This window comes from Ruegeria sp. CE9, from assembly GCF_056537425.1.
This window is the reverse complement of sequence record NZ_JBQFRO010000048.1, coordinates 1-1,770: the sequence shown is the minus strand read 5'-3', so window position 1 is coordinate 1,770 and position 1,770 is coordinate 1. Positions and strand designations below refer to the sequence as shown.

2 protein-coding genes are annotated in these 1,770 nt (G+C 52.1%); both read left to right on the top strand.

Annotated features, from left to right (window positions below; translation table 11 throughout):
* Window positions 1-1,073: 1,073 nt before the first annotated feature.
* Complete coding sequence (locus ACR0B3_RS23795; protein ID WP_012187267.1) at window positions 1,074-1,541, top strand: hypothetical protein; 468 nt, start codon at window positions 1,074-1,076, stop codon at window positions 1,539-1,541.
* Window positions 1,493-1,770 (top strand): IS6 family transposase (locus ACR0B3_RS23790; RefSeq protein WP_480811212.1); only part of this gene is annotated, 278 nt, incomplete at its 3' end. The genes ACR0B3_RS23795 and ACR0B3_RS23790, both read left to right, overlap by 49 nt.

Sequence of the window (1,770 nt, the reverse complement as noted above, 5' to 3'; positions counted from 1 at the left end):
AATCATACGTGCTGTCATTGCTCGCTTTAGAATACGTATCATGAAGTATCCAAAGCACTTCCCTGGGACTGGGCTTGAATGGACCCCCAATTTGAATGAGCGACTAGAAAATGTCGGTCCTTATCTACTTCTTTCAGGAGATCCAGCATTTGAATAGCGTTCCGCGACTTCCTGATATATCCCTCTGAGCTGTTTGCTTGGAAAACTACTCAAGAAAAATGACGAGGTTACTTATGACAGATACTAATGCTTTTCTCAAGTTTCTCCAGGAGCAAGATACCATTGAGTGTGGAGAAAGCTTTACCGTTTCCGTATCGCACTCAATGAGCGTGGAGGACTGTGGTAATTACTCCGATGACGAGCAACAGAAAATGTTTCGCGCTCTTAGACGTGAGATTAATAGGAAAACAGAGGCAGTTTGCGCGGAAAACGTATCTTGTCCGTTCCCCAGCGTGACAGAAGTAAAGGAGTTGAGTAATGATTGCGACGATGGTGTTTGGACCATAGAGATGGAAGTAACCGCGAAGTGCGAAAGCTAAGATTCAGTATTTTCTTTGATTTTCGGGCTAGTCGGCCGGCTTTACAAAGCGTTTGTGCTTTCCTTTTGTTATCGGGATGTTGCGCACAGCTTCAGGGTGACGCTATGTCCCCTGAAGCTTTAGAAGCCAGAGGGGCCGTCTGTGAGGGGACTCTGAACGAAAGCGACGATGCAGCGCCCCTTGCAAGCGCTGCGATCAACTCGACTTGCCCTACGAATGGCCCGGCGAATGGTGTAATACCGAATGGTTCCGAGTGTAATTTCTTTATGCTGACAGAAAAGCTTTGCACATATAATTCAAATGGACAGTTCAACGGCGAGAAGTCGAACGTTGTCGGCGCCTGTGCTTGCACATCGTTTCCCTAGAAATTTGCTGTAGCTACAGCGGATGCGACCGTTTACGTCTCGGACGCCTGCCCACGCTCACGCTCCTGCCACCTCTCTTACATATGTCCGATGTGCTCGAACGAAGACAAGTCCCCAGCGCAATCTAAGCTGTTAGGAAGGTTTAAGACACTCGGAGCGCAGGGCATTGATGGCAGAGTTCGATCCAGATAGTAGCGATGTGAGCCCCAACGGTCGGAAGACCGGCAAGACATCATCCGAGCAAAGGCAATCGGACAGCAATCCTGACAAACAGGGCGGCGGCAACGGGCGCGATCATAAGGCGACGGCGCTCGCGATCCTGGATTCGAAGATCACGCGCTTCCTTGGTCTCTGGGCGCTGGTCACAGTTCTTCTGGTCCAGATCATCAAGCTCTTCAGCCGGAGCTTCAGCTTCACGGAGAACTATTCCGGCATTCTGGCCATCACATTCATTCTTGCGGCTGGAATCCGGTACATGGCTGCGCAGAAGCTGGACCTCGCCGGAGCGGTTGCTGTCGGGGTCGTTCTGGAAGGGACTGTTGCATTATTCGGTTTGGTTGGCGAGTTTCGGCGTTTTGGAGGACCATCATGCCGCACCAATCGCCATTCAAGCACCATCGCTTCCCACGAAACATGATCCTTTGCGTGGTGCGCTGGTACCTGCGCTATCCCCTGTCCTACCAGGATGTCGTGGATCTGCTGGCCGAGCGCGGCGTGACTGTTGATCGATCGACGGTTTATCGCTGGGTCCAGAAGTTTGGCCCGGAACTTACAAAGCGCACCGAGCGGCATCTGCGCCGGACCAGCGTTGATTGGCACGTGGATGAAACCTACGTCCGCGTCGGCGGCAAATGGCGCTACCTCTG

Bases quoted from the DNA above. Each gene is read 5' to 3' on its own strand.
- ACR0B3_RS23795 (WP_012187267.1), top strand. From the start codon at position 1,074: ATGGCAGAGTTCGATCCAGATAGTAGCGATGTGAGCCCCAACGGTCGG.